At 39.2% G+C, this 14,557-nt stretch carries 11 protein-coding genes; 2 read left to right on the top strand and 9 right to left on the bottom strand.

Annotated elements, in window-relative coordinates; translation table 11 throughout:
* Positions 1–97 precede the first annotated feature (97 nt).
* The 4 genes from IPM34_02620 to IPM34_02605 are packed head-to-tail and all read right to left on the bottom strand — an operon-like array spanning position 98 to position 5,221.
* Positions 98–1,237 (bottom strand): glycosyltransferase, encoded by a 1,140-nt coding sequence (locus IPM34_02620; GenBank protein ID MBK8954434.1) that lies wholly within the window; start codon positions 1,235–1,237, stop codon positions 98–100.
* On the bottom strand, positions 1,227–2,852 hold the full coding sequence (locus tag IPM34_02615) for a hypothetical protein (protein ID MBK8954433.1): 1,626 nt from the start codon (positions 2,850–2,852) through the stop codon (positions 1,227–1,229). The genes IPM34_02620 and IPM34_02615 overlap by 11 nt, the downstream gene beginning before the upstream one ends.
* 1 nt (position 2,853) lies before the next feature.
* Positions 2,854–4,293: an oligosaccharide flippase family protein gene (locus tag IPM34_02610; GenBank protein ID MBK8954432.1), complete on the bottom strand. Its 1,440-nt coding sequence runs from the start codon at positions 4,291–4,293 to the stop codon at positions 2,854–2,856.
* On the bottom strand, positions 4,280–5,221 hold the full coding sequence (locus tag IPM34_02605; protein ID MBK8954431.1) for a hypothetical protein: 942 nt from the start codon (positions 5,219–5,221) through the stop codon (positions 4,280–4,282). The genes IPM34_02610 and IPM34_02605 overlap by 14 nt, the downstream gene beginning before the upstream one ends.
* A gap of 226 nt (positions 5,222–5,447) precedes the next feature.
* On the opposite strand from IPM34_02605, the gene IPM34_02600 reads away from it, so the two are divergent.
* Positions 5,448–6,512, top strand: coding sequence for a hypothetical protein (locus IPM34_02600; GenBank protein ID MBK8954430.1), 1,065 nt, complete (start codon positions 5,448–5,450; stop codon positions 6,510–6,512).
* A 158-nt stretch (positions 6,513–6,670) separates the two neighbouring features.
* Here the strand turns inward: IPM34_02600 and IPM34_02595 are convergent, their stop codons facing one another.
* The 5 genes from IPM34_02595 to IPM34_02575 all read right to left on the bottom strand — a co-directional run bounded on the left by IPM34_02595 (position 6,671) and on the right by IPM34_02575 (position 13,323).
* A complete protein-coding gene (locus IPM34_02595; protein ID MBK8954429.1) occupies positions 6,671–7,498 on the bottom strand; it encodes a hypothetical protein in 828 nt (275 codons plus the stop codon).
* Complete coding sequence (locus IPM34_02590; GenBank protein MBK8954428.1) at positions 7,444–7,842, bottom strand: hypothetical protein; 399 nt, start codon at positions 7,840–7,842, stop codon at positions 7,444–7,446. Before IPM34_02590 ends, IPM34_02595 begins: the two co-directional genes overlap by 55 nt.
* A gap of 9 nt (positions 7,843–7,851) precedes the next feature.
* Entirely contained in the window at positions 7,852–8,289 is a 438-nt protein-coding gene (locus IPM34_02585) for a DUF2062 domain-containing protein (GenBank protein MBK8954427.1), read from the bottom strand.
* Positions 8,290–8,393: 104 nt separating this feature from the next.
* On the bottom strand, positions 8,394–10,472 hold the full coding sequence (locus IPM34_02580) for a hypothetical protein (GenBank protein MBK8954426.1): 2,079 nt from the start codon (positions 10,470–10,472) through the stop codon (positions 8,394–8,396).
* 1 nt (position 10,473) lies between these two features.
* Positions 10,474–13,323, bottom strand: a complete 2,850-nt coding sequence (locus tag IPM34_02575) for a hypothetical protein (protein ID MBK8954425.1) — start codon at positions 13,321–13,323, stop codon at positions 10,474–10,476.
* A gap of 153 nt (positions 13,324–13,476) precedes the next feature.
* Here IPM34_02575 and IPM34_02570 point away from each other — a divergent pair, with 153 nt between their 5' ends.
* On the top strand, positions 13,477–14,556 hold the full coding sequence (locus IPM34_02570) for a glycosyltransferase (GenBank protein MBK8954424.1): 1,080 nt from the start codon (positions 13,477–13,479) through the stop codon (positions 14,554–14,556).
* Position 14,557: the final 1 nt, after the last annotated feature.

Below are 14,557 nucleotides of genomic sequence, written 5' to 3'. Positions count from 1 at the left end.
AGGAGGCGAAATTCTAAAGATTCCAGTTGGCCGTTTTCAGACATTATATTCTATTCAGTCTGAATTCTTTGCTCAATGAGCTCAGATGTTGCGTCGATTAAGAATTGAATGAAACCATGCGTTTGTATATTCCGATTAATTCTGATCCACATAAATTGCCTTCGATATTTTGATCTACACTTTGAAGCGCATTTCGCTGGAGCTTTAAGTAATCTAAAGGCGATATCAAAAGTATCTCATCCAGAAGCTCACTTAAATTGTACAAGTCTTGTTCTTCTGTTAAAAATCCATTATAACGGTGGACAATTATATCAGGGATATCGCAGTGCCTGGAGCTGATGACCGGACAGGCCAGACTCAAACTATCTTTTATAAAGACCGGACAACCGCCTTCCGTATCAAAATTTTTCGATCGTTTACTCCATTGAATTGTAAAATGGGAAGTCCTCATTTGCTTAAGGTAATCTTCAAAAGAAATCTTTTTTCCTATGAGAATTGAGTGTTTGTTTCTGATCTTTTGAAGCTTCATCAATTCCTGGGTATATTGTTTATCCTTATCCTCACCAAAAAATTTGACTACAAACTTACCTGCATGACGATCCTGGAGTGCCTCCAATAAACCCAATTGATTCTTTTTTTCAGTATAAGTAGCCACCTGTAACAACCTGACAGGACCCCTGTAACGAATGCAGTTGATGTGTTCATTTCGTCTGAATAATAAATGTACGATATGAATTTGCGTATCTGTGATCCCATATTTAATCAACAATGATTTGGAATACTGGCCCTCTACTATAAATGAAGCACCAACAGATGCAAGTTTCAGGTAAGTTTCCAGGATACAAGGATGAGCATGGACCAAATATTCATAATCGAATCCATATAAGGAAATCAATAAAGGCTTGCCTGTTTCCATCAATTCGCGATAATATCGTGCAGCCAAATGTCCAAAATGAATATGGATCAAATCCACATTTCCCTCCTTCGCAAATTGTTTCAATGTGTCAGCAAATTCCTGCCTTTTAAAATACTTAATGAGTCTTTGCCACTTTGTAATTGGATAATCCAACTGGCGCTGCTTCATGATAAACTCCCAATGATCGGGACCCTCGTGAATCCTGTACTCACAAAAAATGAGATGCTCGCATTTGGCTGATGAACTTTGCAACAAGGCATCCAGCCAGTTCATCGTATCCGGCAACCACTGATCGACGATATGTAAAATTCTATAAGACATTGGGGCGATTCTTTTGACTCATGCGAAGCCAAACCATCAGACTCAGCATACGTAATTTGTGTTCCCTCTTGCGAATGGAATATGGCACACCCAAATGTTTGATCTCCGATGAAAATTCCCTGATCCAATGGTTGATTTCATCATCAAAATATTTGTAGTTGATGAAATGACGGCTCTTTCCAAATAAATTATAAATCCGTTCACCAACTGAATTGAGCTTATACTGTTGAACAAAGCAATTTAAAGCTACATGTTTTGGGGCTAAACCGGTGCGTTGCCAGGGAATTTCCAACAACGATTTATCGAGTTGCCGGCCCAATGTATTCAAATAAAAACGACTAAATGCCTGGTCTCTGTCATCGATCTGGTAGTTGCAAATAAGCCAGTCGGGATCGTAAAAAGGAATTGCAATTTTCGTAAATTGGGATAATAATAAAATGCTGTAAGCAGCCTGATAGCGCATCCGCTGAAAAACGATGTAGGGATCAATTGAATTAAAATTGAAATATGCATCATCGCAATGATATTCATTGTTCCTCACCACAAAATGACTGGCAGCTAATTTGTTATTTATCCTTGCATTCATCTCAGAATGTCCAGCATAAATTCCTCCTCCATAAAATCCATGATAAAAAATATCAACATCCTGAAATAAACGGGCATGCAAATTTCCCTCATGCAAATGTCCCAGGTGCAAACAACCATCTGCCATCCAAAAAGATTCCAACCGGTTTTCCAGCCAATTCTTTTTATCCAATTCATGGAACTGATGAGGAATGTTTAAAGCCTTGGCAACTTTTTGCGATAATTTTAATTCATAACTCCCTTGCATCGCAAAGCAATGTGCTGTGAAATATTTATATCCGGATAAAGTATGTGCAATCCATCTGCTGTCTAAACCTCCACTTAAGCCTAAACCAATAGCAGCCATCTCCGGATAATCCATATCAAGCACACTCCTTTGAAACAAGTGGGCAAAATTGCGTTGCTCAGCTACACCAGCTTTCGTCTTTGCCGGGATCTGATTCCAGGTCCAATAATGCTTAATTTCCGGGGTCACAGACCCGGAATGAAAATTATACACTGAAGCCGGGCGACAACGCGAAATTTCACGGTACCAACTTTGGTCAAACATCAGGTGGCCATTATGCAAATAAGTGTATATCGCTGCTTCGTTGATTTCAGGAGGAGTCGTGACCTGCTGAGATAAAATTTGCATCCTGTTCGAAATACAAAATTGCGTGGACGTTTGAATGAAATACAGTGGGTAAAATCCCAATAAATCTGTAACGAGACTTAAGTTCTTTGTCCGGCTATCCACAAAAATGAGTAAGAAGATTCCGTTAAACATTTTCACCCAATCGAGACCTGTCAAGTCAAATGCCTCTTCACTTCCATTCAACCAGTTATCAATTTTACTTTTTGCAGCTTTCCGTGGGATTGCATTTCCTATAACGAACAGTTTTCGAAGACTGACTTGATTATGAAATACATAACTCAATGCTCCATGATCACGCAGACAAACATCATCAAATAAGTTATATGTATCCCCTGAATTATTGCGAACCGAATCATTAGGGGAAAGTCTTCCTACTTCAAGCAAAAAGTCATTCATATTAAAGTATTCGGAATCGAATTAAATTAAGGAATTTCTGACGGTAAAACAAGTAATCCAGACTTATAACAGCCATTCCACTTGCAGTCAGTGAAATCCAAAGACCAAAGCCGGTAAATTGAATGCCATACAGAATGATTCCGGATACACATAAATAAAAGACAAAATAGAGCAGTTGATGCATTCCCTTTTTGACATCGCTGTAGTATTTGAACATATGCATCAGCGTGAACATGAAAACTCCCAGGCTTACAAAAATATTAATTGTCAAAAAAGTATCTACATGACTCTTTGTCAAATAAATAATGAAAATAAATGCATAATTCAATAGTAATACTGTAACGTTCCACTGTAATAATTTACGTGATGCACCTAAGGCTAACAGCTGACTGAAAACCAGATTGGTAACCGACCTGATCATAGCCATGATGCATATGAATTTGGAGAAATGCAAGATCTGACCCAACTCATCTTTAAAAAGGAGTCCGATGATTTCGGGAAGATGAAAATAAAAAAGCAGGTACAAGCCCAGACATACCAGAGCATGACTCAGCAGGGACTCCGACATGATCTCTTGCCGTACAGATGGATCGTCCTGATGTTTTGCCAGCACGGGAAAGACCGCTTTATTAAAAACAGGATTTAATTTTGAGAACAATAAATAACTCAATTCTGAAGCAAAATTATATGGCCCCAGAACCTGCAGCCCGAAAGCAAATAGAATTAATGCCGTATCAAAATTTCCCTGAATAAAACTCAATCCCTGATTGACAATTTGATACATCGAAAACCTGATGTGTGCTTTTTCCTCCACGCCATCGAGTATTGGATGCAATTCGAAATTATTCTTTAAAGTGAGGATATAACATGCCCCATAATAAATCAGGAACCGAAATAAAAAGCTTATCGGAAAAACCCACATCGGATCAAAATGCCAAATAAAACACAACATGAAAAGAAACTCAAGTGTTGCCCCGGCGATCAATGCCATACTGATCTGCTTTTGCTTCAAATGATGGGTAAGTATGGCTGTATAACGCGCTCCCCATGCGATCCACAGGAACAGGAAAAGAGCAGTTATAACAAATATCAGGTTCTCGCGATAATATGAATCCTCTGTAATAAAAAAAATAAAGATCATTATAAAACCTACTGCTGCAATACTCATTTGCCACTTGTACAAATTATTAAGGATCGTCTTGGAGTGAAATTTTCTCTGGATGACAGATACAAACATTCCGGGTTCAAACAGCGCTGTGGCGAATCGGAATATCAATTGGAATATGGCGTAAATACCCATTTCCTGATATCCCAAAAATCTACCAAGAAATACGATACCGGCTATTTGCAGTATAGTAAGATAGACCGAGGACATCAACTGCCATCGGAACATGCTGTTTAAAGCGATCGAACTTCCCTGAATGTGATTAGCGTTTTGCAAGGTTTGACTTTAAAGTCCAAAAATAGAAAACGGATGGAAGGTAATTTACTCTTATGATTTTCACTGTTCTTCCTTTTGCCTGAAAATGCAGATGAAGCCCCTTTAAAAATAATCCGGATCGTTCTTCGCACTCAAAAACTTCAATAACATGTACCAGGTACTTTCGGTTGAGGATCCATCTTCGACAGTTTGCCAATTTATTTATCCAGTTGGAATCCATTTGAATGTTCACGTACTTAAGATAATCCTTCGTCGTATATGTAGTGGCATCTGTATCCAACTGTTGTATCATTTTTACAGGTTCACAAAATAAACGATGCAACTGAAATGCGGCATGTCTTACGAGTAAATTACCAATCGTTGAATCGCTATATCCAGGATTAACACTTAGCCTTTCTTGCAATACGATATCACCACCATCTATTTTCTCATTCAACACATGAAATGTATAACCATAATCATAGTCACCATTTACCCGCTGCCAAAATAATGGAAATGTTCCTCTGTATTTTGGAAGCAACGCATAATGGAAATTATAGACAGTATTTTTAAAGGCAGAAATAAAACTTGTTTTCAATTTATGCTGAATTCCGGCTGTGAGCAAATAATCAAAATCCCTGGCGAGTTCATTAAGATCATCGTTTTGAACAGAGTCGAAATAATAGACCGCAATCGATCGGTGGTAACCATAAATCCTCCAATAATAGTATGCGATTTTGCAACGTATCCCGGATAAAAGTTGTTGGAGCCATTGGATCAAATTTAAAAACATACCCATTTCCTGCGGCCAAAGATTTCTTGGTTCTTCCTTTACAAAAACACAGCTTAGACGATAAGATTTTAAATCAGCCAAAGCCGGGATAAAGTTTCTTGAAAATACACTCCCCGGGTACCCCAAATACATCAGTTTAGGCAGCTCAAGTGACATGGGAACAAAGATGATACAATGTGTTGGAAATTTATCCCTTGAAAAGGTATTAATATACCGGATAGAATGAAATTCATCCAGGGCTTTAACTCCTTCAATTTGCTACATGCGTTCTAGAGAAATGATTATGTTTGTACACATTTCAAGCAGCGCTTGCACATTTGCGTTTACAAATTAATGTTGAGTTTTGAACGAGATTGATTTCAAGCCCTTAAATTCCAATTCTGTGCGTTCCGCTGAAATTGCAGCAATGGATTGGTTGATCCATGCTGCCCGCAGAACACAATATAAAGGAATACCTCACAGTCGTTGGTTCTTCCTTCCTGAATTCATAGCCTGGAAAGCGGCTTATCCGGAGACCAGTGGCTACCTGCTTGAAAATCTTATCGAACGCAATCTCATTTATCCACAAGTTCAATACAAAATTGCGAAGGAAACCGGTGATTGGTTATTGAATCAACAATCCCAGCAAGGGTATTTTTACAGTGGACTTGAAAAAAAGCGGGTAAGCGCTTTCAATAGCGCACAAATTATGTTTGGACTACATAAATTAAACTGCATCTGGCCCGATGAGAAATACAGACTAAGTTTATTAAAAGTCCATTCATGGTTGCTTCAGAACATCCGGGAAGATGGCTCCTGGAAGGAAGGACTGTACGTAAAATCCTGGTTTCCGGTTTATTATGCTCATGCTTTGTGGAGACTGTTGGAAATTGATATGCATTACACCCTCGGCCAAAATCTGGATATTTTGAAAAAAACTTATGCGTTGCTTGCACACAAAGCCGAATCAGATCTCTACGGGCAATGCGGATTTTTTCCCAATTTGCCCTGTCTAAGCCACACGCTGGCTTATGGCCTTGAAGGCCTCCTCGGTTGTGCCCAAATTTTGAATGATTCCGATCAGAAAAACCGGGTATTCGAAAAGCTTTATGATATTAACAAACGTTCGTTAGTTTATAACTCCATTCCTGCTGAATTCTCATCAGATCAGCACTGGAACGTCAGCTATATCTGCACAACTGGCCTTGCTCAATTTACCAGTCTGTACTATCAAATGTATCATTTTACAAATGACCAATTGGCAAAATCTGCCGGAGACTATTGGTTAAACTTCCTTTTAAAAATTCAGATTCATTCTAAAAATCCAGGTACAAGAGGTGCCTTTCCGGCTTCTCACCCCATGTATAAGACTTATTTTCCATTTAGAATAGTGAACTGGACTCAAAAATTCTTTTTAGACGCTTGCTGGTGGAGGGAGCCTTGTCAGTTGAGGAGATTTGACCCATAGACGTTTCGACATTTAGACGCTTCAACTTTATCCATTCTCTTTAATCTTTGAGCATCAGGCTTTCCTTGCTCTATACTCCTTGCTCTTTACTCTATACTCTTTGCTCTCTTCTTGCTACTCTTTCTCTATACTCTTTGCTCTTTGCACTCAGCACTCACTCATCTTATTCTCTTCCTGACTCCAGGAAAAAAAGTAATCCACCGGATGAGTGTCCTTCCTGCCAGATAGGCAATAAATTCATATATTCTGTCGAAGACGGTCCGGTGGCGCTGTGTATCGATTTGAGTACATCCTTCCGAAATCAGTCGGTTTAATAAATCCGTCGATGATTTTGCAAGATCTTTGTCTTCTATATCGATGTTGAGTTCAATACTGGCATACGTGCTGAGTAAATTTAGATTAAAAGAACCTATTGTCATCCATTCGTTATCAACTATAGCAAGTTTACCGTGCAACACTGATTTTTGCCATTCATAAATTTCTATTTTGTTTCTTAACAACCACCTGTATAAATACAAACTTGCATTTAATATAGTCGGAATGTCTGATTTGCCGGCAAGTATGATTTTTATTTTCACACCTCTGGCTGCAGCGCGCTCCAGTGATTTTCTCAATTTACGTCCCGGCAGAAAATAACTAGCCACGAGGTATATACTCCGCTCGGCCTTTTCAAAAGCCATAAGATAGCTATAGTGGATTTGATTTCTGTTCCGGAGCCAGTCGTTTTGTCTGATATTGATTTGTGGGATATTCTGTCCGTGGTATTTCTGGTTTGGAGAGGGTTTAAAGACTGGGAATTGTCTTTCTTCGATTTGACCGCAGATTCTCTTCAACTCGTTGCAGACTTCCCCTTCGATAAATATCGCAAAATCCAGCCAGGCCGCCTCGTCCATCGTTCCCCGGTATTTATCAGCAATATTGATGCCTCCTACTAAGGCACGGAAATCATCAACAACACAGATTTTATGATGGAGCCGCCTTCCCAAATTGAGATTTTTGAAAATAGAGATCCTCGAAAAAAATGAGCCTGGATGCGCTTTGTTTTCCACTCCTGAAAAAGTTTAGGTGAAAATCCAAGAGAACCATACCCATCCATCACTACAGAAACATCAACCCCTCTTTCTGCAGCAGAAATCAATTCATCCGATATTGTTTTTCCAATATCATCATTGGCAAAAATATAAGTGTGAAGATGAATGCTCCTTTTTGCTTTCCTGATCAAATCAACCAGTACATCAAAATATTCCTGTCCACTTTGAACCAATTTAACAGCATCTGCCGGCTGGAAAGCATGGACGTATGTTTGATGCCTTTGGTCGAATAACTTCATTCCATAAACTTAATTTACCGACTGTAATCTGGTTTTTCTTCTGCGGTATCTACTTACGAAATAACTTATGAGGTAATACATTGCGAAAGCCAATACGGTGCTGATGATTAAACTGCCTGCCAGCACTGAAATGCTCAGGTGGTCCAGGTGCTTGTACCATTCTTTGAAATTAATATCCGCTTTGCTTACAAAAAAGAGACTGCCCAATTTGTAACTGATTGCCATAAAAAACGGACTGGTAAATACATTGCTTACCATACTGCCACCAATTGCAGCCAGTAAATTGAACTTCCACAAACGGTATAAAAATAATACGATTACCGTCCCGGCTCCAAAAGTTGGAAAAATACTGATAAATGTTCCGACCGCTGCGCCAAATGCAATTTCATGCGTTGTCCCCTGGTCTCTGGAAATTTTAATCAGCCAGTACCTGAATTTCCTCCACATTGATCTATTGATTCAAATTTCATTATTACTCCAACAGTACATTTCTCAAACAGTTGCAAGGTAATGGAATAAATAGAAATTTTTCAAACGGATGTGAGCTCCTCTTAACGTATAATGACCATTTTTCCGAATTCTTTGTTAAAATAGACATCTGTTCCGCTGTCGTATTTCTCAAATTGTTTTTTGTTCTGATCTTTTACTTTGAAACGATAGAGATAAACTCCATTTGCCAATTTATCTCCAAACTGATCTGTTCCATCGTATTCAAATTCCGTCATGTGGGTCCCTATTTGTAATGGGCCGATTTCTTCTTTTGTAATTTCTCTTACAATTTTTCCAGATACCGTAAGTATTTGAATGGAATAATATTCAGGCAGCACATCACCGGTCAACGTATATACAAATCTTGTCTTGCTGGTAAACGGATTGGGGTAATTTAGAAAATTTGATACAGACGATCTGGTTACAATGGTAAAGTCAACCATGTATTCAAGATCCGGAGCCGAAATGCCCGATGCATCGAATGCTTTTACAAAAAGCGTATAGACTCCATCTTTATTGAAATTTCCATGGATGATGGCTTTAATGGATTTTTCTCCTGAGTTCGCCGGAATAAATTCCACCTGACCTTGTCCAAAATAAACACGCTGAGGATTGCCTCCGGGTTCTTTGAGGCGCAGTTCAAAAGCAGCGGTGTCGTTGAGCAAAAGGTCTTTATTGTCGTCGCGTATGCTGATCTCAATCAACGCCTTGCTCGATACGATATCCAGATTGAAAATCATGTTCTTATCAAAGGTCACATCCATATATGGCTTACCCTTGTCGCGTCTTATAAAAAAGGGTACAACGGCAGTATTGTTGAATGTATAAAGTTCGGGCTGGTCGCCATCAGGATTCAATTCGATAAATAATTTGTAATGCCCATATATAGACGAAGTCTGGAAATTAAATGGAATGATCACGGTAGCCAGTGAACTCAATGGTACAAATCTTTTATAACTGACAATTTGCTGATTGCTCTGGTTGACTACTGTAAACTTTACCAGCAGACTATCCATATCGGCTTCGCCAATATTCTGAGCCATAATTTCGATCGCATATGATTCGCCCTGATTTATGGTATCCTTTGATTTCTTAAACCACAAGTTTGGATGAAAAGCAGCATCAGGCAATGAAACATGGTGAATCCTCCAATAATCCAAATGACTGCTGCTTCTGCTGGTGGTGTCCTTTGAATTCCATTCCAACAACAACTGAGGATATTCTTTCGCTGATATTGAACTCAGGTCTTGTAAGGCATCAGTAAATGGTCCCTTTAAAAGAGATTTATTTCCATTGGCTGTTATTCCGAAAATACGGATCTGTTGTTCGTCTTCAGTAGGATTGAACAATTTATAATCCCAGCTGAATTGTTGCCATGAACTTGCCGGACCAACAATCTTTGATTGAACAGTACCTTCGGTTTGTGGAATACTGAAAACATGCGAGATTTCATTCTCGTCAGTAAAATTTCCAACGCTTTCTTTAACTTCAAAATCCATTCTTCCTTTTCTGTAAACAAGAATATAAGGAACTGAATTGAACGATCTCAGGCTTCTCACTTCCTTGGCTCCAAAACCCTCTAAAACGGTATACAAATTTCTTACACCATCAGATTCCCACAATTCGGGAAAATATGAATTTTGATACTGGCTTAATGTACTCAATACGACAACGTGATCGTATGGAATCGTGTTTTCCAGAAAATCCATCAGTGAAGCACGCTGAATGGCAGTTTCCGTCTGAAAAATAAAAAATGGCTTACGTGCATACCTGCCATCCTGATAACTGTTGAAGTCCCCACCTGTGGCATTTACCCAAAGTCTTCCTGAAACCGGATCAAATACATTGACTACAACGCCACTAAAATTGTTATTGTAATTCCAATAATCGTAATCAGAACTTACATCCGTTCCAACATAAAGCCTGGGCCTGATATAACTTGGCAGTTCAATATAACCATTGTTTGCACGGATCTCCACAAATCCGGGAGCATACTGAAACTGTCTTCCGGGTTCTTCCAATTGAATTTTTAAAAAATCATTTTTCCGGTGTTGAAAATAATGTGATTGGTTCCAACCCGGACTGCTTCCGGGTAAAACAACAAAAGAAGAATTTCTCCAGGCAAATTGTCCGGCACCCACACTATCCAGGTGAAACCCTCCAATAATACACGATGTTCTCCATCAGTTGTTGCCCCGGAGTCCAGCTGATCACTCCACCTGTTTGTTTGGTAATGTAAGTTTGTCTGGACGGGCTGTTGAAATATTCTGTTGTATCCAATTCAAAATAATATTGTATTTCTTCAGCAAGTGTATTTCCGTTACTTGCGATTAATTGCGGAGCAGTCGTGGTGATTATTGCAAACTCTTTCGGATAAACGGGTTTTGCTTCATTGCCAAAAACAAAAAACACATAGCCTGATTCTCCATTAATTTCAAGTTCATTATTATTTTCGGCATCCGGCAAAGGACCTTCATTGATCAGATTTTTACCATCCAGCCTGATGAAAAGTTTATTATATCCCACTGCAGTATCTCCACCAACAGGAACACGCAAACTGACTTCGCTTCTCCATGACGGTTTAGCAATATATTGATCGAAAACTGTAGTTTTCACTCCTGTGGGGAGTTCCCGTTCGATGGTCAGCTGAATACTGTCTTTGTCGTACGTTCCTAAACTTACCACATCAAATTTCAATTCAAAATCTTTTTGCGTAGTAAAGATCAAAGCCGGATCGGTAGTCAATGTTTTAGGATCTAAAGTATAATCCTGCGAACTATTAAAATTTAGTTTGACCGCCGGATCTCCATTGAATGTTACGGAATATGCCTGGGTTAACAAGCGTTCGCCTCCTTTATTGATCAATTGGAGAAGTGTTTCCTTTAAGGCCTCGCCCGTAGATCCTCCATAACTTGTTCCGCCCAATTGTTTGTAAAATTCATTTCCAAAAATACCGAGTATGTCGGGATAACCGGCAGTTGTATTGGCAAGATAAATTATTGAACCCCGTTCGGGTGCAAGGTTGTGATCTTCGCTGATAGACCTGTTGTTGGCAAAAAGCGATCCTGCATAACAACCCATCGCCATGAAAAGATGGTAACGGTCTTTATTCATGTAGGAATCTACATTCTCGAGATTAAAATCAAGTCTGATCGCTGCTGAATGCCCCATGAATGAAATGATACTGCTGCCTTCGTTGATGAATTTTCGCAACAATTCACTGTTGGCCACCTCAATCGTATTGCTGCTTTGTTTGTAAAATGTTTTGACATCGGCACCTGCAGTATTATTTTCAATTACATTTTCCATACCCGCCAACTGACTGCTGATGAGTGCATAGATCTGGGGATCTCCTCCGGAAAGATGTATCACGCGCTTCAACCATTCGCGGTTTTCAATGGAATAAGAACTGGTTTCCAGGAATGATTCATGCGATTTAACTTTATCGAGATATGATTTGATCTCAGAGCCATTGATGACTGGTAATCTTCCGAATGCACAGAATGGTTTTTTTTCTGCGTCGCAAACCAATCCAATATCTGCTGCAGGAGAACCGTATGTAGGTACTAAAAAGTAATCGGGATTCGATCCGCTTTGTCTGTAATAAGGATATTCCAAACCTTTACCCAAAATCATAAAATATTTCATCTCCGGCCAAATGGTTCTGGCGTATTGACTAAAATTGCGAACAGCCAGACTGTGGGTGTGGATCCCAAATGCAAAAGCATCGTAAAGTTCTTCTATGTTGACCATAGCAACCCGGTATGAACCTCCCTGTGCGGATGATCTGTATTGTTCATATTCCTGTACGTAATTCAGGCCATTTACCTGTTCTTCCAGTCTGGGATGGTAGAGAATCACATAATTGTAATTTCCCGGCGAAAAACTTTGCATTTCGACAGCTTGAATGCCTTGCAAGTTGATTTCTACCGATGGATTCCATACGAGCAATTCCCTGTCTTCGTTTGAAGGCGGAATACTAAGTCTGTAAATTCCATTGGGCTCTCGAAAACTTTTAAGATAAATCCGGTTGGTCAGATCATAAACCATGATTTCATTGCCACCGTCAAAATTTTCAAGTTCCAGGTATTTACGGATGATGCTTTTTCCAATTTTGAGCAGCGCAGTTCTTTGTTGATTAAAATCAAACAATCTGGGATAATTCATTTCAATCAAAGCAACCGACAATTTATCCTCCGGACTTGCTTCACCGCTGATACTTAAGGTATATTGGTTTTTCATTCCAAAAGATGGAATGATGATTTCTTTGTTCCGGATTTTATATCCTGCAAAAATCTCTGTACCATTTGAGGTACCATCCAGGTAGAAATTTGGGCGGTGGGCGGTATTGTCGTCGCCGTAACCTGTCAATCGCACAAGGATTTGTGCATCCGGGCCATCCGGATAAAATTTATCAAAGTTGATTTGAAAGTCCCGAGACCTGAATATATCGGAAGAATATCCCTGCGCAGCATCAAACAAGGGATATTTTTGGTCATTTCCAAATCCCGTACTTCGCTTAAAAGAAATTTCGTTGAATACTGTTTTTTGGTTTTGGATAAAATATTCGTCTTTAGGCAAAGGTGCAGAAAGATCGTTTTGAATGCGATTCACATCCAAAGCAGAAGGCTGATCCCCTACCGTTAAATAATAAACTGCAGTGTCGTTAAACATGCTATATTCCGGGTTCATCATCAGATCAGCCTGATCAAAAAGGGCTTGATCCAACTCTCCTCTGTTTTTCAATCCATAAAAAACCAGATAATCCCCCGTACCCATGAGTCCGGAAGAAGAACGAATCACAGGAACTTCCTGTCCAAATTTATACAGCTGGAAATGGGATGCCGGAACATCCGAGATCGGAAATCCTGCTGATTGCAATTCCTGATAAGTTATTTTATAGATCCCATCCACCGGGACTTTAATTTTCCAATACTTTTGACCTGACTTATACCATTCATTCCCAAAAATGAGTTGACCCTGAAAATTCATCTGGGCATTTAGTTGGGATAACAAAAAGAAGAAAATGTAAATTGTCGAGCGAATCATAGATTTGATTGAAAGAAGCATTTATAAATTAAGCACAAACATATTACAATTATATGTAATATAAAAGAAAATCTGCCATTTTATTTACCTTTGACCGTGTGCCTGAATTACTTGTATCTGGCCGTTTTGGCTTCTTTTTTTATCCAAATACTGTTCTGGAGGCTAATTTTTGTAAAATCCAGGCCCAATAAGCCCATAAAAGCTGCAGTTGCTTGTCCTCCGGTCAGCATCCTGATCTGTAGCCATAACGAATTTCCTCAGCTCCGGCAAAATATTCCTCTGTTTCTGGAACAGGATTATCCGGCATTTGAATTGATCCTGATTGATGATGGTTCAGACGATGAAACAGAAATTTTCTTTTCAAAAACGTATACAGGAAATCCAAAATTCATCTTTAAGCGGATTGAAAAAAAAAAGCAAGGCAAAAAGCCAGCGTTACTTACGGCTGTTAGTTTGGCACAACATCCCTGGTTGGCACTGACCGACGCCGATTGTACTCCGAAAGGAAAATATTGGTTAAAATCTATGATGCAATCAGCACACCATGATTCAGATCTGATCCTTGGCTACGCTCCCTACAAAAAACGATCGGGTATACTCAATGCCTTCATCCGTTATGAAACCTGTATGAATGCTATCCAAATGTTTAGCGCTGCAGCCATGCAGCTGCCTTATGCTGCTGTTGGAAGGAATATGGCGTATAAAAGGTCACTGTTAACTGAATCCGCACTTCAAATAAAAATTCCCTATGGAGACGACGATCTGCTGGTACAGCATCATTCCGAAAACATTATAGTTTCTTCCTGCCTGGATCCGGAAGGGTTTATTTACACCACTGCCAAACAGACTTATCTTGATTATTTTCGTCAGAAGATGCGCCATTATGCCACTTCGAAGACCTACAACTTCAAATCCATAAGCTATTTGAGTTTGTACTTTGGGAGTTTAATTATTTTCTATGTGGGAATTGTTCTGCTGACTTGTCATGGAAATTGGATTGAAGCCATAAGCTTTTACATGTTGAAACACATGATTTGCTGGCCGGTATTCCACAGACAAACGAAAATATTTGACGAAAAAGATGTGTCGAAGTATTATCCATTGTTGGAACTGTTTTATGTTTGTCACATTTCATTTCAATTGCCTTTCCTCTTTTTTAAACGAAAGCACTGGTAAG

Source organism: Saprospiraceae bacterium (assembly GCA_016716185.1).
Taxonomy (GTDB): Bacteria; Bacteroidota; Bacteroidia; order Chitinophagales; family Saprospiraceae; genus Vicinibacter.
This window is presented reverse-complemented; position numbering and strand designations above follow the sequence as displayed.